The organism is Zunongwangia sp. (genome assembly GCF_048269745.1).
Lineage (GTDB): Bacteria > Bacteroidota > Bacteroidia > Flavobacteriales > Flavobacteriaceae > Zunongwangia.
The window spans coordinates 116204-136610 of sequence record NZ_JBLXIB010000010.1 but is presented as its reverse complement, the minus strand read 5'-3'; the positions used below and the strand labels follow the sequence as shown (position 1 = coordinate 136610).

Below are 20407 nucleotides of genomic sequence, written 5' to 3'. Positions count from 1 at the left end.
AGTTTTTGTACGCAATTTTAGACATAGAGACTACCGGTGGTAAATACAATGAAGAAGGAATTACTGAAATTGCAATCTATAAATTTGATGGAGATGAGGTAGTCGATCAATTTATAAGCTTGGTTAATCCAGAACGCCCTATACAACCTTTTGTAGTAGGATTAACAGGCATTAATAACGAAATGCTTCGGAATGCACCAAAATTTTACGAAGTAGCAAAACGTATTATTGAGGTTACAGAAGATTGTATTTTAGTAGCGCATAATGCAAAATTTGATTATCGAATCTTAAAAACCGAATTTCGACGCTTAGGTTACGATTATCAAAGAAAATCTGTATGCACAGTTGAATTATCTAAAAAACTGATTCCAGACATGCCTTCTTACAGTTTGGGCAAATTAGTACATTCTTTAGGAATCCCTTTAACCAATAGGCATCGTGCTGATGGAGATGCAAAAGCAACTGTAAAACTTTTTAAAATTCTTTTAGCAAAAGATAGTAAAAAGGCTATTTTAAAGGATAACGTTAGGCTAGAACCTAAACGCCAATTAGATAGTAAATTGGTTCATATTTTAGATGATTTACCTAGTATTGTTGGTGTGTATTATTTGCACGATAAGGATGGTGAAATTATCTATGTAGGTAAAAGTAAAAACATAAAAAAACGTATTAACCAGCACTTTACTAATGATAATGCAAAAGCTCGTGATATGCAAAAGCATGTTGCAGCGGTATCTTACGAGGCTACTGGTAACGAATTAGTCGCTTTACTAAAAGAAAATCAAGAAATAAAAAAACTTAAACCTAAGTATAACAAAGCATTACGAAAAAATATCTTTACTCACGGTATTTTTCATTTTGTTGATGACAATGGATATATTAATTTTAAAATCCGAAAAGCTACTGTTACTAAAAATTGCATTACTACATTTTCAAGTTTACAATCTGCTAAACATACATTAGCAAACTGGATTGAAGAATACCAATTATGTTCTCGTATTGCAGGATTGCATCCTGGTAAAGGGAATTGTTTTAATTATACCATAAAAAGTTGTTATGGTGCTTGTACTGGTGAAGAGTCAGCTAAGGATTATAACAAAAGAGCCCAGCAACTTATTGAAAAATATTCTTATACAAATGAGAATATGCTAATTATTGATAGAGGCCGGAAAGTAGATGAAAAAAGCGTTGTTTTAGTTGAGAGTGGTAGTTTTAAAGGTTTTGGGTTTTTCGATCTTAATTTCCAGATTCAAAATCCGGAAATTGTTAAAAATAGAATTACTTCCATGCGTAATAACCGCGATGCAAAGCATATTATACAAAGTTATTTACGAAAAAATAAAAAAATAAAAACGATCAACTATTAATTATCCAGCATGAAAAAATGCTTCTTTTTACTTTTAAGCCTGAGTATTTTCACTTCATTATTTGCTCAGGAAAAAAAGTTCAATGTTCAAAATTTTAATATTAAATCAGGAAATGTAATTCAGACAGATTTAAAAGCAACAATATATTTACCCGATACTACTGCGAATGCATTTTATATTTACGAATATGGAAGTAGCAAAATTGAAGACGGAAACGACTATAATCTATTCACAAAATATGTAGCTAAAATTAAGATTCTTAATAAAGAGGGATATCACAAAGCTTCTATTGAAATACCACTATACAAAGGAGGAAGTGGAGAAGAAAAGATTCATGACCTGAAAGCGACAACTTATTACCTACAAAATGGGAAAAAGCATAGTACCCTACTTTCCAAAAAAGAAATTTACAGAGAAGAAACCGAAAAAGTGGATTATGTAAAATTTACTTTTCCAGATATTAGACCGGGTGCCGTTTTAGTTTACTCTTATACCCTAGAAAGTCCTTATATTTTTAATTATCATACTTGGACGTTTCAAGAAGATATTCCAAAAGTATATAGCGAATATCATACTGAAATACCGGGGAACTATAATTACAATATTAAAAAAGTAGGTGAATTAAAATTAGATACTAACGAGGCAAATATTAAAAAGAATTGTTTTTATGCAGGACAAACAGCAAATGGTGCAGATTGTTTAGTAACAACCTACGCAATGAAAGATATTCCCGCTTTTATAGAGGAAGATTATTCAACTTCAAAATACAATTATATTTCTCGAATTGAATTTGAATTAATGCAGGTTACTCATTTAGATGGATATGTAAAAAAATTCACTAAAGAATGGAAAGATGTAGATAGAGAAATAAAAACCGATAAAGGTATTGGTCGGCAATTACGTAAAAGCCGATTGGTAAACGATATATTACCCGAGGAAATTAAAAGGCTTCCAAATAATTTAGACAAAGCAAAAAAAATATTCGAATTTGTTCGCAATAATTATAAATGGAATGGGAGATATCGCATTTTCGATAAAATGAATCTGCGTGATTTACTAAAAGAACATACCGGTAATATATCCTCTATAAATGTTCTTTTACATAATTTATATGATAGCGAAGGCTATAAAGTAAACCCCATACTTAGCGCAACAAGAAGCTTAGGTTTCCCTACAAAAATACATCCTGTTTTATCCGACTTCAATTATCTAATGGTTTTACTTACAATAGACGATCAAGAATATTTTTTAGATGCTACAGGTAACTATACAAAATTTGGCCAATTACCATATAGAGCATTAAACCAGTATGGTCGGAAAATTGATTTTGATAAGGGTAGCGAATGGGTTTCTATAACAGCGAACCAAAATTCATTTGAAATTTATAATGATTCTCTAAAAGTTAACCAAAATGGAACAGCATCTTTAACCTCTCATGTAAAACTTACCGGTTATGAAGCTAGTTCAGCGAGGAAAGTTATCAATACATATAAAAATGCTCCTGAAGAAGAACTTTTTTTAAAGCTCAATAATTTAAGAAATTCATATCAATTAAATTCAACTAATTTTGAGAATGAAAAAGCTACAGAAAAGCCATTAAAAATATCATATAAAGTAAAAAATAATTCTCAAAAAATAAACGATGTCATTTACTTGAATCCGTTTACATTTTTATTCTGGACAGAAAATCCGTTTAAACTTGAAGAACGAAAACATCCTATAGATTTTGGTTTCAAACGGACATATATTAATAATATAGTTATAAAAATACCAGAAAATTACTCGATCAGCGAAATGCCTGAAAATATATTGTTAGGCTTGCCTAATAAAACGGGAGTTTTAAAATTTATAATACAAAAAATTGCAGATAATACTATAACCATTCAGTATTTAGCAAGAATTGATAGTCCTATGTATCCTTCAGAATACTATCCGTATTTAAAAGAATTTATAGATCGTGCTATCGATATTCAGAAACAAACTGTTGTTGTGCTTACAAAAAATAAAAAGTAACTTAGTCCGAAACATATATGTTTGAAATCTAAAAACACATTACATACTTGGAAAGACAAGCTTTATGAGATTATTTATGAAGCCGATACCCCAATGGGGAAACTTTTCGATATCGCCCTATTAGTACTTATTGTACTAAGCGTTATTTTGGTGATGTTAGAAAGTATAGCCACTATTAGCAAACAATATCATAACTATTTTTACATTGCTGAATGGATAGTTACCGTTTTTTTTACTTTAGAATATATTGCTCGGATTATAGTTATTAAACGGCCTAAAAAATACATTTTCAGTTTTTATGGAATTGTTGATTTACTCTCTACCCTACCCAGTTATTTAGGGTTTTTAATGGGCGGACATAATTTATTTTTTGCAATTCGAGCATTACGCCTTCTACGAGTTTTTAGAATTTTAAAAATAACTCGTTATGTTGGCGAATCACATAAATTAATTATCGCTTTAAAAAATAGCCGCCCTAAAATTTTAGTGTTTTTGTTTGCAGTATTAATAGTCTGTATAATTACAGGAACTTTAATGCATTTAATAGAAGGGAAAGAAAGCGGATTTACAAACATCCCAATTAGTATTTATTGGTGTATAGTAACATTAACCACTGTAGGCTTTGGTGATATTGCTCCTATAACTCCTTTAGGACAATTTTTAGCCGGATTATTAATGATTATGGGGTATGGAATAATTGCAGTACCTACGGGTATTGTAGGTGCCGAATTTAGTAAAAGTAATGAGGAAAGCATTGCTAAAAACACACAAGTTTGCCCCCATTGTAACGAAGAAAAGCATCTTTCAGATGCAGATTTTTGCCATAACTGCGGAAATAAATTAAATGAATAACGAAAAGTACCTAATCTCAGTCGTTGGGCCAACTGCAATAGGAAAAACAGCAAAGGCCATAGAAATTGCTAATTATTATAATACTGAAATAATTTCAGCAGATTCTAGACAGTTTTTTAAAGAAATGAATATTGGTACGGCTGTACCTAGTCCAGAAGAATTAGCAAGTGCAAAACATCATTTTATCCAACATGTATCAATAGAACAAAAATATTCCGTTGGAGATTTCGAAAAAGAAGCAATTGCTACTATAAATAATTTATTCGAAAAACACGATATTCTGGTTTTAGTTGGTGGCAGTGGGCTTTACATTAAAAGTATTATAGAAGGGCTGGATAATTTTCCTGAAGTGCCTACTGAAATTCGAGAAAAATTGAATGAAATTTTAGAAAAAGAAGGACTACATATACTTCAGCAACAATTAAAAGGTTTGGATCCTGAGTATTTTGAAAAAGCAGATATCGAAAATCCACACCGAATTATTCGAGCGCTTGAAATTTGCATAGGTACTGGTAAAAAATTCTCTTCATTTTTAAATAAAAAGAAAAAAATAAGACCTTTTAAAACTATCGAAATAGGATTAACAGCCGATCGAGAAATTGTGTATGACCGAATTAATCGTCGGGTAGATATAATGATGAATGAAGGCTTATTAGACGAAGTAAAAATACTATATGCTAAAAAGGGATATAATGCTTTAAATACTGTTGGCTATAAAGAGTTGTTTAGGTATTTAGAAAAAGAAATTTCTTTAGAATTCGCAATCGAAGAAATTAAAAAAAATACTAGACGTTTTGCGAAACGGCAACTCACTTGGTTCCGAAAGAATAAAAACATCGAATGGTTTAACTATACCGATCCTGCTAATTCAATACTAGACTATGTTGAAGAAGCTAAAAGCTAACTAAAAACTAGCTTATTTCAGTTAAAGCTTGGAATATTTTTAGGTCTCAACGCTAAAAATATTCCATTGCTTTTGAAACTGAAAATACTTATCTTATTTTTTTAAAATTTGTATTCGTTAAGGCTTATTTTTCTTCTTTATTCTTAATAACAAGCCTAAATCCTTCACCATGGATATTTAATATTTCTACATTTTCATCCTTTTTAAGATACTTACGTAGTTTTGCAATATAAACATCCATACTTCGTGATGTAAAGTAATTATCGTCTCTCCATATTTTAGTTAATGCTAATTCTCTAGGCATTAAATCATTTTCATGAAGTGCTAATAAACGTAACAATTCGTTTTCCTTAGGTGATAATTTTTGAGGTTCTTCCTCTTTAAAAGTTAAAAATCGAAGTTTAGAATTTAAATGGAAATGACCTATTTCAAATTCAAATTGCTTACTATCGGCAACGCTATCTGTTGCTTTACGTTGCATTATAGCTTGAATTTTCATTAATAACACTTCACTATCAAATGGCTTGTTTAAATAATCATCAGCACCTACTTTATATCCTTTAAGAACATCTTCTTTCATGGCTTTAGCCGTTAAAAAGATTATTGGTACTTCTTCGTTTTTTTCTCTAATTTCTTTAGCTAGTGTAAAGCCATCTTTATACGGCATCATAACATCTAGAATGCATAAATCGAAATCATCCTTTTTGAATTTTTCGAATCCTTCCATTCCGTTCTTTGCATGCGTTACTTCATAATCGTTCATGGCAAGATAATCCTTTAACACTGTTCCAAAATTTGGATCATCTTCTACTAGTAAAATCTTTTTGTTTTCAGTTTCCATATATTAAGATATTAATGGTAATTTAATTATAAATGTACTTCCTTTTCCTTTTTCACTCTCTACGGAAATAGTTCCGTGGTGATCGTCTAAAATTTGTCTAACATAAGCCAAACCTAAACCGTGGCCTTTTACATTGTGTATATCTCCGGTGTGCTCTCTATAGAATTTTTCAAAAATTCGTTTTTGCACACTTTTTGTCATTCCGCCTCCTTGGTCACGTATTCTCACAAAAATGTAATTTTTTACATTTTCAGTATAAATATCAATCTTAGGTTCATCTTCACTATACTTTATTGCATTATCTAAAATATTTACAACAACATTTGTTAAATGGTCGTCGTTGGCTAAAACAGAAGATTTTAATGCCCCAAAATGAGTTTGAATATACCCCTTCCTATCTTCAACTATTAACTTAACGTGAGTAATAGCGTCTAAAATTATATCGTGTAATTGCAAGCGTTGCTTTTTAAGATCAAGCTCATTACGCTCTAACTTAGATATTCTTAATACATTTTCTACTTGGGCATGCATTCGTTTATTTTCATCACGAATCATTTGCAAATAGCGTGTTACTTTTTCTTTATCTGATATTATTTTAGGATTTTTTATAGCATCTAACGCTAAATTTATTGTGGCAATTGGTGTTTTAAATTCATGCGTCATATTATTAATAAAATCCGTTTTTATCTGAGAAATTTGTCGTTGCTTAATTAATTGAGATAACGCACTAGAATAAGCAATTACTATTATAAGCGTAAAAATAACAGACAGTATAGTCATCAACATTACAGAAGAAAGAACTACCTCTTTTTTCTGATTAAAATTTACTAATAATTGATAATTACTTTCTCCTTCGCTATTTGCATATAACGGAACTCCATAAGTTCCAGGAAACGACACATCAAAATTTTCAGAATGAATTCCTGTTTGAATAGAATTACTATAGACTGCAAACTCAAAATCTGTTTTTAAATCTTTATTTTTTAACTCTTTAGATATTAATTTTTCAATTTTTGTTTCTGAAATACGTTTACGTAAAGGTTGACGCTGAGCAGATTCTGAAATTAAATCTCGCAACATTTCCTTTTCATAATCTTCAAGCCTCATAATCTTTTTTATGATACTCGACGTTTTTTTATCCTTAGAATTTAAATTATTATTCTTTATAATTTTTGTTACTTGCTTATTAATAAGCTTCGTAATTTGTATACTATCATTATCGTTTTCGCTGCCTAAAAAATCCGAAGAGACTTTATATCCTTTCTTCTGAATAGAATTAAAATTTAAAATATCTTCGCCTTTAGAATCATCTCTAGTTGAGAATAAATATTCAGTAAGCGTAATTTCGTCTACCTTTTTATTAGCATTACCAATTTTATTCTCTAGATAATAGTAAAACTTTTCTATTTCTTCATTTTGTATTTTACTCGCTACATCAATTAAAATTTGTTTTGCATTATAAGAAAACTGCTGTTCACGATCTTCCACCGTACTTTTTATCCAATATCCTTGCACGAAAATTATCCCCACTAGGGATAAACTCATTAAAATAACGAGAAGGATAAACAACTTCTTATTCATAGTTTCAAAAGTAGTATTTTAACATTTAGACGATAAGTGGTTTAACCAAATGTTAACAGAAGATCTAATAATTTTTAATCGACTTTAAGATTATCTCATTTAAATGTAATGTTTGATCTTTTGTTTCTAAAAAATTTACATTTTGAATTTCAAAAGAAGCCAACTTTCGTTTGCGATCGTCTGTCCACTGATTATTCATTCGAGATTCGATTTCTTCACGACTGCTAGCATCCCTTTCCAATAATCGTTGAATACGAATTTCTTTAGGAGCTGTTACTAAAATTGTATAATCGAACTGCTTGTAATTTCCGCTCTCAAATAAAATTGCAGCTTCGTAAACAACATAATCAGCTTTTTGTTTGGCTACCCATTGCTTAAAGTTATTTGCTACGGCTGGGTGTATAATTGAATTTAATTGCTTTAATAAAGCTCCATCATTAAAAACTTTTGAAGCTATGTACTTTCTGTTAGGCACTGATTTTTGGTACGATTCCTGACCTAATAGTTTTACTATTTGTTCTCTAATTTCAGTAGAAGTATCCATTAACTTTTTTCCGGCTTCATCGGCTATATAAGTGGGAATATTCAATTCCTTGAAAATATTAATAACAGTAGTTTTACCGCTACCAATACCTCCTGTTAATCCTACTAAAATCATCGTTTAATAATAAATTGAATTTTTCGCTCGCTTATCCGGATATTCCGAACAAATTTTGGCTTAGCAGAAACAGAAGCTAACATATACCCTACTCCCTTCTGAATTTCATTATAATCACAAGATACCGAAAACTGAGAAGTTTCTACATCATCATAACTTTTCAGATTAACTTGATAATATAGCATTACTTCCTTAGGAAAAATACTCAGGTTTGTTCCTTTTGGTACATTTTCTACCTCAACAGGAACTTGCACTTTCCCTTCCGTAAATTTTTCTACACTTTGGTGGTATGTAACTTTGTTCTTGTAAAAGTTTACCATTCCTAGATTTGAAGTGTCAATAGAGATGGATCCTGATATATCAGAATTTAATTTTGAACCAGAAATAGTATTCGTTTTAATTTGAGTTAAAGTATCTATTACTTTTTCAGGACCACTTATCATTATACTATCTGGCGATAAATTTACAGGATTTATGGCAGAAAAGCCTATATCGTAATTTAATTTTGTAACTGGAGTAACTAATACCTTTTTCTCTTTTCGCTTTTGAAAATCGATTACTAATACTTTTTTTGAAAAAGTAGTATTATCAAAATCTACCCCCAACTGATTTTCGATACTATTTCGATTATCGTCTAAACTATATACTAATTTAGAATTTTCATTTTCTTTAGCTTGTTCTAAATCGATAGTTAAATCAGGTTTAAACAAACGATATTTCCATAATATCCGAAATCCTTTAGCTTTTAAACCTACTTTTAAAGTTTTTGGCTCATTAAATAAACTCTTATCTATAGGCTTATTAATGTAGTTTAAAGATAATTGAATTGTCTCGGTATATTCTTTAGAGAATTGTACCAATACCCAAATTATGGATGAAAAAATTAGAAAAAAACCAAATGTTTTTGCATCTGCTTTTTTAAATTTCATTTTTCCTATTTTTTTATAGTCTGGCATATTAAAAAAATAATCCTGGATAAGCCTCTTCTGGTTTCAATTTTAAAACTAAAATACTCCAACTAGATTTTAAAAAACCATAGCCATAACCAAAAAATTGTATCATTGTTGCTAAAACAGCTAAACTACCTATTCGTAAACTTTTAGTTTTAAAGGAAGCTGCTAAAAAAAGTATCAAAAAATATACAATATAACATGCTAGAAACCACCAAAAATCTAGTTTAATAACTAATACAGAAAATACAAATCCAATTACAAAAAGAGTAGGAAACCAATAGGTTATTTTCCCGCTTCCTTTGTGCCATTTATTAAGAATTGGCCTTGTAAGTCCAAATTTGTGCACTTGTAAATAAAATTTATCCCAATCTATCCGGCGTTTGTGAAAAACTTTAGCTTCTGGTATTAACCGGATTTTAAAACCCATTTTTTTTAAGCGAATAGAAAGATCTGGATCTTCTCCTGGATGAATATTTCCAAAACCATTAGTAGCTTCAAATGCTTTTTTAGAAAGTCCCATATTAAAACTACGAGGCTGAAACTCGGAAACCGATTTTTTTCTACCACGAATACCACCGGTAGTCAAAAAAGATGTCATACTAAAATCTATAGCTTTTTGAATATTGCTAAAGCTTGCATGGGAGCAATCAGGGCCGCCAAAACAATCACAATAATCTTGCTGTAAACTATGTGTTACCGATTTTAAATAATCAGGTGGTAACAGTACATCGCTATCTAAGATTAGGAAATAATTGCCTTTTGCCTTTTGCATTCCAAAATTACGAGACTTTCCTGGTCCGGAATTTTTCTTGTAATAATAATTAATTGATAATTTATCTTGAAATTCGGCAACTACTGCTTCTGATGTATCTTTAGAACCATCTTCTACAATTACAACTTCAAAATCACTTTCGAAATTTAATTCCAACATACTACTCAGTAATTCTCTAACCTCTTGTGGCCGATTATAAACAGGTATAATAAATGAATAATATAGTGGCATCTAATTAGAAAATGTTAGTATAAAAAACTGAATTTATCTTAACTGATAAATTCAGTTTATAAATGGATCTATTTTTCGTCTAATCCTTTCAAGAAAGCTTCCATAACCTCTTGGCTTACACCAACATTAGAAAAACCACCATCATGGAATAGGTTTTGAAGTGTTACTTTTTTAGTTAAATCAGAAAATAAACTTATAGTATAATCAGCACAATCTTGAGCTGAAGCATTTCCTAGAGCAGACATTTTATCGGCATACGCAATAAAGCCATCAAATCCTTTAACACCTTGTCCTGCAGTAGTAGGTGTTGGAGACTGAGAAATGGTATTTACTCTAACTTTTTTCTCCTTTCCAAAGAAATAACCAAAACTACGAGCTATACTTTCTAGATATGCTTTATTATCTGCCATATCATTATAGTCTGGAAATACTCGTTGAGCAGCCATATAAGATAACGCTACAATACTTCCCCACTCATTCATAGCATCTTTTTTATAAAGCGATTGCATTACTTTATGGAAAGAAACAGCTGATACATCCCAACCTTTTGCTGTCCAATCGTAATTTTGATCTGTATAATGCTTTCCTTTTCTCACGTTTACAGACATCCCGATGGAGTGTAATACAAAATCAATTTTTCCACCCAAAATTTCCATGGATTTCTCTACCAAATTCTCTAAATCTTCAGTACTAGTAGCATCTGCTGGAATAATTTCAGAACCGGTTTTCTCTGCTAAACTTTTTAAATTTCCCATTCTCATGGCAATAGGAGCATTTGTTAATACAAATTCGGCTCCTTCTTCATGAGCTTTTTCTGCGGTTTTCCAAGCAATAGAATTTTCATCTAATGCACCAAAAATAATTCCTCTCTTGCCTTTTAGAAGGTTATATGACATGTTACTATTTATTTTATGTTCGTTTTAGCGGGTAAAGATACTAATTTTCATTTCAGTAAAAATTTAGTTCCCATTAATCTTGCTCTAACAACGATTTTGCATGTATTCTAGCAGAATCTGTAATTGTTTTTCCTCCAAGCATCATCGCTAGTTCTTCTATACGCTCGTCTGTATTTAAAGCTTTTATTTTAGTTTGGGTTACTTTTGCTTTATCTTCTTTAAAAATTTTAAAATGGCTATTTCCTTTACCTGCAATCTGCGGTAAATGAGTAATGGCTATCACTTGCATACTCTGTCCCATTTTATATAAAATTTCGCCCATTTTTTGTGCAATATCACCTGAAACCCCTGTATCTATTTCATCAAAAATAATACTTGGTAAATTACTTTGTGCAGCTAATATACTTTTTACAGCTAACATAATTCGAGAAAGTTCTCCGCCTGAAGCGGCTTTTCTAATTTCTTTAAAATTACCCCCTTTATTCGCGGCTAAATACCACACTAATATATCGTTCCCATTTGAAAAAAACCGATCTTGCTGTTCTAATTCTATTTTTAGTTTTGCATTAGGCATTCCTAAATCTGCCAAAATAGTTTCGGTTTCTTTTACAAAAGCAGGAATTATTTTTTTTCTACGTTGGTGTATTTTTTTAGCAATATTCGCTAATCTTAACTCTTGTTTTTGTATTGCTGAAGTTATTGCAGCTAAATCCTCTTCGGCATTCTCGCTTAACGAAATTTCTTCTCGAAGTGTTTCTGCTATATTCAACAATTCATCTACTTCTGAAACATTATGTTTTTTCTGAAGGCTGTATATTAATTGTAATTTGTCGTTTATCGTTTCTAACTCATGCGGATTTGCTTCTATTTGTTCAAGCGCATTTTGAAGTTCTTGTTCTACATCGTCTACTTCAATAATTACACTATCTATACGCTGAAGAATATTTTCATATTCAGAAGAAAAGCCTGCTATTTTAGCAATACTGCTTTTTGAGTTTTTAAGGGTTGCTAAGCTACCTATTTCGTCCTGACTAATATAATTAATAGCGGCACCAAGATTTTCGGTAACAACCTCTACATTATTCAATTCTTCATATCGAAATTCTAATTCTTGTTGCATTCCCGTCTGAAGATTGGCTTCGTCTATCTCTCGCAATAAAAACAGGTTATAATCGTATTCTTTAGTAGCCTGAGCTTGCTCTTCTTTTAATAATTCTTGTTTTTTCTGAAGTTTTTTAAGTTGCTGTAAGGCTTCTTTATATTCTAACTTTAAAGCTTCATTTTTAGCAATAGTATCTATTACTTCAAATTGATAATCTGTATTGCCTAAACTTAATGTTTGATGCTGACTGTGAATATCTATTAAATAACTTCCTAGCTCACTTAAATTCGCTAATGTTACTGGAGTGTCATTAACAAAAGCTCTTGATTTTCCAGAAGAAAGAATTTCTCTTCGAATTATTGTTTTAGGGTCGTAATCTAAATCGGCATTCTCAAAAAAGGAAAGTAGTCCATAATTTGTAATATCAAAAACACCCTCTATTACACATTTTTTTTTCGGATTTTTAATAGCACTATAATCGGCTCTATTTCCTAACAATAGCCCTAATGCTCCTAACATTATAGATTTTCCAGCTCCGGTTTCTCCAGTTATAATGGTAAACCCTTCAGTTAAATTAATGTTGATATCTTCTATCAACGCATAATTTTTTATTGATAATGATGTAAGCAATGTTTCCTAGAATTTATTTTTAAAGATACGAGAGAAATTACAGCTAATCAACTTCAAATAATTTAAAATTAAATTTTAAATGAAGTATCAAAAATAAGTAGAAAAGCTTTAAAAAAGCAGATAAATTTTATTCAGAAAAGAAATAAACACTATTTAATTAAACGCCACTTTCTAGCATAATTAGGTGCCATAGAATTTAATTTTTGCGGCAAACTAGGGGAATTAATGTCAGGGCCATCTTTAAAAATAGCTACAATTTCTTCTACTTTGGCATCAAAAAACACTCGTAATAATAGCGAATTTCGACGTAAAGCATTCATCTCTCGAAGCAATTCTAAAGCATTTGCAATTGCTTGTTTACCTTCTTTAACATCCTCATGCATTACATCTAAGCCTAAGCGATGATATTGATAAAGTGCTGTACGGTATTGTGAATATGCATTTGATAATAAATCTGCATTTAAACGAAATCTAGATCTATTATTTCCACTTGGCTGCCAACCTGAAGAGCCTCCTTGTTGTGCAACAGTTACAATTTTTTTAGCTTCTTCGTAATATGGAGTTCCTGCATTCTCTTCAAACGTATCTGCATCTAAGCCTAAAATAGTATAGACATAAAATGATATTACTGAAACTAAATTAGATGAAAATGTATTCTGACTATAATTGAGAGGTTGATATTGCTCGTATATAAAATTAAAATTGGTGTCTTTAAAATTGAATATAGGAGTAACCATATCGGAGCCAAAAACAGGTCTAGATGCCTGAACTTGTATAGTAGCCGTAAAATTTTGATCTTCTAAAGCAGCAACAGTAATAAACATACTGCAATTAATACGTTGTTCGGGAGGTAATTCTCGTCCCGTCCAACTTCTTTCATTAATAAATTCCTGAAGTGAAGATTTTAGCGTTTTTAAAATCGACAAATTAGCTTGCCCTGTTTGCTCTGCATTAATTTGAATATCGCAATTCAATTCTTGTGCTTTTAAGAATTGAAAAGAACACACTATTAATAAAAAAGCAATCAATTTATTCATCTAATAATAAGATAATTTCGTTTAAAATGTCGCTTGCTACGGCAGTTTTAGATTTTAATTCAAAATTCTTTTCGCGATCCGAAAAAATAAAAGATACTTTATTTGTATCGCTTTTAAAGCCTGCGCCTTTATCTTGAAGTGAATTTAGAACGACAAAATCTAAATTTTTACGTTCTAATTTAGATTTTGCATTTGCTAATTCGTTATTAGTCTCTAGAGCAAATCCTATTAACTTTTGATGTTTTTTTTGTTTCCCAAGAGCTTGCAAAACATCTTGCGTTTTAGTTAGGTTTATAGTAAAAGATTCTTCTTTCTTTTTAATTTTTTGATTAGCTACCGTAACCGGTTTATAATCTGATATTGCTGCGGAAGCAATTACCACATCTACATCTTCAAAATAAGAAAGTGTAGCTTCGTACATCTCTTGCGTATTGAAAACAGAAACTAAGGTTATGTCTGGATGTGGGTTTTCTAAAAATGTAGGTCCTGAAATTAAAATTACTTCAGCTCCTAATCGTTGTGCTTCTTTAGCAATTGCATAACCCATTTTACCACTGCTATGATTTCCGATAAACCGAACCGGATCTATAGCTTCGTAAGTTGGTCCTGCGGTTATTAGCATTTTCTTTCCCTTAAGTGGTAATGAACAATCAAAATGCTCGCTCAATTTTTTAAATATAGTTTCAGGTTCTGCCATTCTACCTTTACCAGATAGACCACTAGCTAATTCACCAGTTTCAGCCGGTATCATCTTATTACCGTAATCTTGTAAAATCTGAAGATTTTTTTGGGTAGAAGGATGTTGGTACATATCCAGATCCATTGCAGGTGCAAAAAACACAGGACATCTTGCAGATAAGTATACTGCAACTAATAAGTTGTCGCTATTACCTGCTACCATTTTAGATAAGGTGCTTGCGGTAGCCGGTGCTATTAAAAAAACATCAGCCCATAAGCCCAATTCTACATGGTTATTCCATTGTTCTTCCTCAGATTGAGTAAAGGAAGAATAAACTTGATTTTTTGAAAGGGTAGAAAGTGTAAGCGGCGTTACAAACTCTTTTGCAGCCGGCGTCATAATTACTCGGACATCTGCGCCGGCTTTAATAAGAAGTCGCACTAAGGAGGGAGTTTTATAGGCAGCAATACCACCTGTAATACCCAAAAGTATTTTTTTACCTCTTAGTACGTGCATATTTTATAAGGTATCTTCTGAATCTTTTGTATTTCTCCAGTAAATCTTATCGTTCAACCATTCCTCTACAGCTAACGCATGTGGCTTTGGAAGTCTTTCGTAAAACTTAGAAACTTCTATTTGTTCTTTGTTTTCAAAAATCTCATCTAAGCTATCGTTATAAGTAGCAAATTCATCAAGTTTTTCTAATAATTCCTTCTTGATTTCTCCATTAATTTGATTCGCACGTTTCGCTACAATCGATATTGCTTCATAAATATTTTGAGTTGGTGCATCAACTTCATTTTTATTCAGCGTAATCGTATTTACGGGTGCATCAGATTTCTTAATATCCATATTCTAAAACTAATTAAAAGTTTTTAATCTTTTTTCTATATCCTCATGAGCTGCTTCTGCCTCTACTATAAATTTTCCGTCAGGATAACTTTTTTTATAAGCCTGATAAAATTCTTCAGCAGTTTCTAAACGCTCTTGCATTAAATTTCTAAAACTATTGGTAGCATATAAATATGCTGAATCAAATCGTAAATAAAAAGCTTCTTCACGGTATGGTGTTCCCGGAAAATCTGCTATAAAATTATTAAAAGATGTAATAGCTGCTGTAAAGTTGCCTTCTCGGTAATTACCACCTATTTCATAATATTGTTTAGCAATCTCAAATGCTTTTTTTTCTAACTTCAGTCGTAATTCGGTAGCTAACTTATTTGCCTCATCAGAAAATTCTCCATCCGGATATTTATCTAAATAGGTTTGCAAAGCCGTTATTGCTTTATTGGTATCGGTTTGGTCTAGATCGAATCGAGGTGATTGCTCATAGTAACTTCTACCAGATTTAAAATAGGCTTCTTCTACTTTTGAACTATTTGGATAGGATTTCACAAAACGTTCAAATTCAAAACCTGATAAATAATAATCGCCAACCTGATAATAGGAGTCAGCATAAATAAAACTCAATTTTTCACCTTGTGGTTTCCCACGATATTTTGGCATAATTTGCTCAAAAAGGCGAATTGCTTTTCTAAATTTTCGGTTACTATCTTCCTGTTTAGCTTCATTATAAAGATTTTCAGCAAAAGTATATTTTTCACCGGCATCTTTACTTTTTAACATGTCTTGATATTCGCTACATGATTGTAACAAAAATATTGCGCTTAATAATAGTAATCCTTTTTTCATCAATTTTAAAAACATCTGGCAAAAGTACATTTTTTGGATTATAAAAAAAACTTTAAAGTATCACAACAATAACTAAATAAGAATTTATTTAGTATAAAAGTACCTACTTTTAAATTTTATGATCAAAATCTATAAAAAGAGCTGCTTAAAAGCAGCTCTTTTTTTGAAGCTATTCTAACTCTAAAAATTAGAAATATATGTTGCTATGTTTTTTTGTAAACTCTCGGTTGCATTAACCAATGGTAAACGTACATGAGGTTTACAAATCTTCTGTTGAGCTAAAAACGATTTAATACCAACCGGATTTCCTTCTGCAAACGCTAATAAAATTGCTGGAGCTATTTTATAATGTAATTGATATGCTTCTTTTGAATTACCTGCTATTCCTAAACGAATCATTTCTGAAAATTTCTTAGGACAAGCTTGCCCTATTACCGAGATCACTCCTGCTCCTCCTGCTAAAGTAATTGCTAAAGCGATCATATCATCACCAGATATTACCAAAAAATCTTTTGGCAATAAACTTATTAATTGCATAGCTTGCACCAAATCTCCGGCAGCTTCTTTAATACCTATAACATTATTGCACGCTTCGGTAATTCTTAATACTGTTTCTGGAAACATGTTAGATCCGGTTCTACCCGGTACATTATATAATATTACTGGTAATGGTGAAGCTTCTGCTACAGCTTTAAAATGCTGAAAAATTCCTTCTTGAGAAGGTTTACTATAGTATGGAGATACAGAAAGTATGGCATCAAAACCAGATAAATCTTCAGTCTTTAAACTATTTACTAACAAACTGGTATTATTTCCGCCTACTCCTAAAACTAATGGCAAGCGTTTATTATTCTTTGCTACAACACATTTTATCACCTGCTGTTTTTCTTCCCAGCTAAGGGTAGCATATTCTGCGGTAGTTCCTAATACTACTAAATAATCAACCCCATTATTTATTTGGTATTCTACCAAACGCTCTAAAGCCTCTAAATCTACACTAAGGTCGCTTTTAAAAGGAGTAATCAAGGCAACTCCTGTCCCTACAAATGCGTTCATTTATCGTATTTGTTTAATTGTTTTGTAATAGTTCAATAATTCATTCTCAAAACTTTTAACTTCATCTGCATTAATAATCAAATTTGCAGTTGATATTTTGTGATTTGAGGTTTTTAAAGGGGCTTGTACTAGTTTAAAAACAAACTGAAATAATTTTGTTGGCTTTTGGCTAAACCCTATAACTATTTCAAATTTTTGCTGAAAAACAAGTTTCAGTTCTTTGTTTGAAAAATCACCGTTCCCTTTTATTGCTGAAGCTGAAAAGAGCAAAGAATTTTTATCTTCAATAACTATAGGTTTTTCGGTACAAACAATAAATTTAAAATGATCGTTTTTAAGATTGAATTTTTGACGAAGCTCAACCAGTTTTTTTGCTTCAACTAAACTCTCTGCAGTAGTTACAATAGCTAGTCCTTTTCCAAAAGAATCATTATTTCCGACGTTTAATTTTGAAATTTTCCTTTCTAATAAAGAAAACTTCAATCTAGTAAGCATATTACCCATATAAAGCAACAAATGTAAAATTTTTGTATTTACAATCTGTCTTGCAAAGCAAGCAATATTTACTCAACTTTTCATATTTAACAGCTTTGTTTTTTTTGTTAGAATAAATACAAGAATTTTATCGAATCCTAGATTTTTTAAATTTACATAACACATTTTATACATTCTGTTATACCTTTGCATTACATTTTTTGACTTAATTAAAATGCTAAGAAACTCATTTATTGCGCTAATTCTTCTTGCCTCTATTGCCTGCGGAAGAAAAAAAACAACAAGCACAGCACCGGTTGTTGAAGGAATTGAAATTCCAATCAATCAAAATATAGAAAGTGATACAGCTATTGAGAACTTTATAGCTCCTTATAAAGAACACTTGCATAAAACTTTAGATAGTAATCTTGTCTACAACCCTACTTCTTTAGAAAAATCTGAAAAGGGATTAAATACCGGAATCGGGAATTTAATGGCAGATATTATCATGGAACAAGCAGAACCAATTTTCAAAAAAAGAACTGAACATAATATCGATTTTGCCTTATTAAATTATGGAGGTATTAGAGCCGACTTAAACAAAGGATATATTACTACTAGCGATGCTTACCGAATGATGCCTTTTGAAAATGAAATTGTAGTGGCTGAACTTACCGGTGAAAAGGTAAATGAAATTTTAGCATATCTAGAAAAAACAAAAACAGCACATCCAGTAAGTGGTATTAAAATTGTAATGAATAGTGACTATAAAGTGACCAATGCAACTATTAATGGGCGCCCTATTTTAGCTGACCAATCTTATTATGTGGCCACTTCTGATTACTTACAACAAGGTGGTGATAATATGAACTTTTTTAAAAATCCTGTTCATCTATATCATCTAGATTATAAATTGCGAAATGCAATTATCGATTATTTTGAAAAAACAGATACGCTCCACACAAAACAAGATGACCGATTTTATATTCGATAACTCAATGTTTTGCTAATACCATAGAAAAATGAAAAGAAGACAGTTTATACAACAAACCTCAGCAGCAACTACATTTTTAGGTCTCGGTGGACTTTCAGCATTGAGTTTTGCTGAGCCGGCTAAACACATCACCATTTTACATACTAACGATGTACATAGCCATATTGAACCTTTCGGACCAAACGATCCGAAAAACCCAAATATGGGAGGTGTGGCGAGACGTGCTATTTTAATCGACAAAATTAGACGAGAAAATCCTTATACGCTTTTATTAGATGCTGGAGATATTTTTCAGGGAACACCTTACTTCAATTTTTATGGAGGTGAATTAGAATTTAAGCTAATGAGCAAACTCCGTTACGATGCTTCTACTTTAGGTAACCACGATTTTGATAATGGTATTGAAGGTTTGTACAAACAATTACCCAATGCCGATTTCGATTTTCTTATTGCAAACTACGATTTTAGCAATACGGTGATGAACGGACACACCAAACCCTATAAAGTATATACTAAAAATGGAGTTCGAATTGGTGTTTTTGGATTAGGAATTCAATTAAAAGGTTTGGTTAACGACAAACTATATAAAGAAACTAAATATTTAGATCCGGTTGAAATTGCTACCGACATTAGTAACACCCTTAAAACCGACGAAAATTGCGATTTAGTAATTTGTCTTTCTCACCTAGGGTATAAATACGATGGCGATAAAATTGATGATAATAAATTAGCGGAACAAACCGAAAATATCGATTTAATTATTGGTGGGCACACCCATACTTTTTTAAAAGAACCTACTATAAAGCGAAATAAAGTAGGCAACGAAATAATGATTAACCAAGTAGGCTGCTACGGTTTATACTTAGGAAGAATTGATTTTTATTTAGACGGAACCAACAATAGCGCAGCAGGAAAGGCTATGAATGTTTAAAAAAATATGAAGTTCCTTTATAATTTCCTGATAATACTAACTATCAACCTATTATGCACAGGTTATCTGTTTTCTCAGAATGAGTTAAGTCCTATTTTAACAAAAAATGGTGAAATTTTATATAAAATAGATCAAATAATAATTTCGCCTTCTGGAAGACTCGCTTTTTTAGCAATTATCGAAGGTGTTCCTTTTTCTGTAGCAAGAAATAAAAAAATAAATCCGCTACTTAATAAAGAAATTGAATACTTCGATATTTATAATACAATTCCAAAAAACATTCAAAACCATATCAAATATGGTTTTGAAGGAAAAATAACGGATTTCAATCAATATCATATTGATTATAACTTAGAAAACCATGTAGCTAAAATTGGAAAATTTAGAATCGATTACAATCTAAATAATCAAATTAGAAAAATTGATAATATAAGAATTTCTCATTCTTTTGATAATAGAATCGAAAAAGTCGGAAATACTAATATAGATTATAATTTTGATGGCCTCATCAGTAAAATTGGCAGTTATAAAATTTCTTATAACCTAAACGGCAAAATTGATAAAATCGGCAAAAAACGTATTTCCTACAACCTAAAAAATCGTTTAGATAGAATTGGAGATATCAAAATAGATTATGATAGAGACAATCGTGTTTCTAAAATAGGAAATATAGAAATTGAATATGATTTTGATGAAAATATTTCAAGAATAGGAAATCAAGAAATTTCTAATAAATCTTTCTAA

At 31.0% G+C, this 20407-nt stretch carries 20 protein-coding genes; 7 read left to right on the top strand and 13 right to left on the bottom strand.

From position 1 onward, the window contains the following. Positions 1–5: 5 nt before the first annotated feature. The 4 genes from ACN0WI_RS12405 to miaA all read left to right on the top strand — a co-directional run bounded on the left by ACN0WI_RS12405 (position 6) and on the right by miaA (position 5136). Entirely contained in the window at positions 6–1367 is a 1362-nt protein-coding gene (locus ACN0WI_RS12405) for an exonuclease domain-containing protein (protein ID WP_417887249.1), read from the top strand. Between the two features lie 9 nt (positions 1368–1376). Then, positions 1377–3380, top strand: a complete 2004-nt coding sequence (locus tag ACN0WI_RS12400; protein ID WP_417887247.1) for a DUF3857 domain-containing protein — start codon at positions 1377–1379, stop codon at positions 3378–3380. A 93-nt stretch (positions 3381–3473) separates the two neighbouring features. Further along, complete coding sequence (locus tag ACN0WI_RS12395) at positions 3474–4232, top strand: ion transporter (protein ID WP_417887285.1); 759 nt, start codon at positions 3474–3476, stop codon at positions 4230–4232. Continuing rightward, complete coding sequence (gene miaA / locus ACN0WI_RS12390) at positions 4225–5136, top strand: tRNA (adenosine(37)-N6)-dimethylallyltransferase MiaA (RefSeq protein WP_417887246.1); 912 nt, start codon at positions 4225–4227, stop codon at positions 5134–5136. The genes ACN0WI_RS12395 and miaA overlap by 8 nt, the downstream gene beginning before the upstream one ends. A 124-nt stretch (positions 5137–5260) precedes the next feature. Here the strand turns inward: miaA and ACN0WI_RS12385 are convergent, their stop codons facing one another. From ACN0WI_RS12385 to ACN0WI_RS12325, 13 genes are all read right to left on the bottom strand, one after another. Continuing rightward, positions 5261–5977, bottom strand: a complete 717-nt coding sequence (locus ACN0WI_RS12385; RefSeq protein ID WP_417887245.1) for a response regulator transcription factor — start codon at positions 5975–5977, stop codon at positions 5261–5263. 3 nt (positions 5978–5980) lie between these two features. Next, positions 5981–7558 carry a sensor histidine kinase gene (locus ACN0WI_RS12380; protein WP_417887244.1) on the bottom strand — a complete coding sequence of 526 codons (1578 nt, stop codon included), beginning with the start codon at positions 7556–7558 and terminating at the stop codon, positions 5981–5983. A 64-nt stretch (positions 7559–7622) separates the two neighbouring features. Then, on the bottom strand, positions 7623–8216 hold the full coding sequence (gene coaE, locus ACN0WI_RS12375; RefSeq protein WP_417887243.1) for a dephospho-CoA kinase: 594 nt from the start codon (positions 8214–8216) through the stop codon (positions 7623–7625). After that, complete coding sequence (locus tag ACN0WI_RS12370) at positions 8213–9145, bottom strand: YbbR-like domain-containing protein (RefSeq protein WP_417887242.1); 933 nt, start codon at positions 9143–9145, stop codon at positions 8213–8215. Before ACN0WI_RS12370 ends, coaE begins: the two co-directional genes overlap by 4 nt. A gap of 28 nt (positions 9146–9173) precedes the next feature. After that, the gene (locus ACN0WI_RS12365) at positions 9174–10172 is read right to left on the bottom strand and encodes a glycosyltransferase (RefSeq protein ID WP_417887241.1); all 999 of its coding nucleotides are present in this window, start codon (positions 10170–10172) and stop codon (positions 9174–9176) included. A gap of 68 nt (positions 10173–10240) precedes the next feature. After that, positions 10241–11068, bottom strand: a complete 828-nt coding sequence (locus tag ACN0WI_RS12360) for an enoyl-ACP reductase FabI (protein ID WP_417887240.1) — start codon at positions 11066–11068, stop codon at positions 10241–10243. 73 nt (positions 11069–11141) lie between these two features. Further along, positions 11142–12800, bottom strand: coding sequence for a DNA repair protein RecN (recN, locus tag ACN0WI_RS12355; RefSeq protein ID WP_417887239.1), 1659 nt, complete (start codon positions 12798–12800; stop codon positions 11142–11144). Between the two features lie 149 nt (positions 12801–12949). Beyond that, on the bottom strand, positions 12950–13837 hold the full coding sequence (locus ACN0WI_RS12350) for a DUF4835 family protein (protein WP_417887238.1): 888 nt from the start codon (positions 13835–13837) through the stop codon (positions 12950–12952). After that, positions 13830–15032, bottom strand: a complete 1203-nt coding sequence (gene coaBC, locus ACN0WI_RS12345) for a bifunctional phosphopantothenoylcysteine decarboxylase/phosphopantothenate--cysteine ligase CoaBC (protein WP_417887237.1) — start codon at positions 15030–15032, stop codon at positions 13830–13832. The genes ACN0WI_RS12350 and coaBC overlap by 8 nt, the downstream gene beginning before the upstream one ends. A 3-nt stretch (positions 15033–15035) precedes the next feature. Then, positions 15036–15368: a DNA-directed RNA polymerase subunit omega gene (locus ACN0WI_RS12340; protein ID WP_417887236.1), complete on the bottom strand. Its 333-nt coding sequence runs from the start codon at positions 15366–15368 to the stop codon at positions 15036–15038. 9 nt (positions 15369–15377) lie between these two features. Continuing rightward, complete coding sequence (locus ACN0WI_RS12335) at positions 15378–16208, bottom strand: outer membrane protein assembly factor BamD (RefSeq protein ID WP_417887235.1); 831 nt, start codon at positions 16206–16208, stop codon at positions 15378–15380. A 180-nt stretch (positions 16209–16388) separates the two neighbouring features. After that, positions 16389–17264 (bottom strand): 4-hydroxy-tetrahydrodipicolinate synthase, encoded by an 876-nt coding sequence (dapA, locus tag ACN0WI_RS12330; RefSeq protein ID WP_417887233.1) that lies wholly within the window; start codon positions 17262–17264, stop codon positions 16389–16391. Further along, entirely contained in the window at positions 17265–17747 is a 483-nt protein-coding gene (locus ACN0WI_RS12325; protein WP_417887232.1) for a DUF6913 domain-containing protein, read from the bottom strand. A gap of 226 nt (positions 17748–17973) precedes the next feature. Here ACN0WI_RS12325 and ACN0WI_RS12320 point away from each other — a divergent pair, with 226 nt between their 5' ends. Genes ACN0WI_RS12320 through ACN0WI_RS12310 form a run of 3 tightly spaced genes read left to right on the top strand, consistent with a single transcriptional unit; the run spans position 17974 to position 20407 of the window. Continuing rightward, on the top strand, positions 17974–18732 hold the full coding sequence (locus ACN0WI_RS12320) for a 5'-nucleotidase C-terminal domain-containing protein (protein ID WP_417887231.1): 759 nt from the start codon (positions 17974–17976) through the stop codon (positions 18730–18732). 28 nt (positions 18733–18760) lie between these two features. Then, positions 18761–19663: a bifunctional metallophosphatase/5'-nucleotidase gene (locus tag ACN0WI_RS12315; RefSeq protein ID WP_417887230.1), complete on the top strand. Its 903-nt coding sequence runs from the start codon at positions 18761–18763 to the stop codon at positions 19661–19663. Positions 19664–19669: 6 nt separating this feature from the next. Continuing rightward, positions 19670–20407 carry a hypothetical protein gene (locus ACN0WI_RS12310; protein WP_417887229.1) on the top strand — a complete coding sequence of 246 codons (738 nt, stop codon included), beginning with the start codon at positions 19670–19672 and terminating at the stop codon, positions 20405–20407.

What these genes read in the sequence shown, in the direction of transcription:
- ACN0WI_RS12350 (WP_417887238.1), bottom strand. Translation starts at nt 13,837, where the DNA reads ATGAATAAATTGATTGCTTTTTTATTAATAGTGTGTTCTTTTCAATTC.
- ACN0WI_RS12380 (WP_417887244.1), bottom strand. Translation starts at nt 7,558, where the DNA reads ATGAATAAGAAGTTGTTTATCCTTCTCGTTATTTTAATGAGTTTATCC.
- coaE (WP_417887243.1), bottom strand. Translation starts at nt 8,216, where the DNA reads ATGATTTTAGTAGGATTAACAGGAGGTATTGGTAGCGGTAAAACTACT.
- coaBC (WP_417887237.1), bottom strand. Translation starts at nt 15,032, where the DNA reads ATGCACGTACTAAGAGGTAAAAAAATACTTTTGGGTATTACAGGTGGT.
- ACN0WI_RS12365 (WP_417887241.1), bottom strand. Translation starts at nt 10,172, where the DNA reads ATGCCACTATATTATTCATTTATTATACCTGTTTATAATCGGCCACAA.
- ACN0WI_RS12400 (WP_417887247.1), top strand. Translation starts at nt 1,377, where the DNA reads ATGAAAAAATGCTTCTTTTTACTTTTAAGCCTGAGTATTTTCACTTCA.
- ACN0WI_RS12385 (WP_417887245.1), bottom strand. Translation starts at nt 5,977, where the DNA reads ATGGAAACTGAAAACAAAAAGATTTTACTAGTAGAAGATGATCCAAAT.
- ACN0WI_RS12360 (WP_417887240.1), bottom strand. Translation starts at nt 11,068, where the DNA reads ATGTCATATAACCTTCTAAAAGGCAAGAGAGGAATTATTTTTGGTGCA.
- ACN0WI_RS12395 (WP_417887285.1), top strand. Translation starts at nt 3,474, where the DNA reads ATGGGGAAACTTTTCGATATCGCCCTATTAGTACTTATTGTACTAAGC.
- ACN0WI_RS12320 (WP_417887231.1), top strand. Translation starts at nt 17,974, where the DNA reads ATGCTAAGAAACTCATTTATTGCGCTAATTCTTCTTGCCTCTATTGCC.
- dapA (WP_417887233.1), bottom strand. Translation starts at nt 17,264, where the DNA reads ATGAACGCATTTGTAGGGACAGGAGTTGCCTTGATTACTCCTTTTAAA.
- ACN0WI_RS12310 (WP_417887229.1), top strand. Translation starts at nt 19,670, where the DNA reads ATGAAGTTCCTTTATAATTTCCTGATAATACTAACTATCAACCTATTA.
- miaA (WP_417887246.1), top strand. Translation starts at nt 4,225, where the DNA reads ATGAATAACGAAAAGTACCTAATCTCAGTCGTTGGGCCAACTGCAATA.
- ACN0WI_RS12335 (WP_417887235.1), bottom strand. Translation starts at nt 16,208, where the DNA reads ATGAAAAAAGGATTACTATTATTAAGCGCAATATTTTTGTTACAATCA.
- ACN0WI_RS12370 (WP_417887242.1), bottom strand. Translation starts at nt 9,145, where the DNA reads ATGAAATTTAAAAAAGCAGATGCAAAAACATTTGGTTTTTTTCTAATT.
- ACN0WI_RS12315 (WP_417887230.1), top strand. Translation starts at nt 18,761, where the DNA reads ATGAAAAGAAGACAGTTTATACAACAAACCTCAGCAGCAACTACATTT.
- ACN0WI_RS12340 (WP_417887236.1), bottom strand. Translation starts at nt 15,368, where the DNA reads ATGGATATTAAGAAATCTGATGCACCCGTAAATACGATTACGCTGAAT.